The following is a 266-nucleotide window of genomic DNA, read 5'->3' on the forward strand; positions in this document are numbered from 1 at the left end:
AGGGGTGCGCTCTAACCACCTGAGCTACAGGCCCAAACGGATCGAGGACATCACCTGAACGGTGCACCGATCACGCTATCCGGAATGAGAAAGAGAAACGAGGACGGCGCTTTCGCTCCGCAAAGTGGGTTCTGACTGAACCCGTGTATCCAATGACGCCTCAAGAGGAGCGGCACGCCATCACGACGCACATCACTGAAGAAGCATCCTTAGAAAGGAGGTGATCCAGCCGCAGGTTCCCCTACGGCTACCTTGTTACGACTTCA

The 266-nt window shown here is 56.0% G+C and carries 1 rRNA gene (running past one end of the window); it reads right to left on the bottom strand.

The features are described from left to right. Window positions 1–213 precede the first annotated feature (213 nt). Window positions 214–266 (bottom strand): 16S ribosomal RNA (locus ASG69_RS00020) (its annotated part continues 1,291 nt past the right edge of the window); the annotation flags it as partial.

The sequence above is a fragment of the Rhodococcus sp. Leaf225 genome (assembly GCF_001426145.1).
Classification (GTDB): Bacteria; Actinomycetota; Actinomycetes; order Mycobacteriales; family Mycobacteriaceae; genus Rhodococcoides.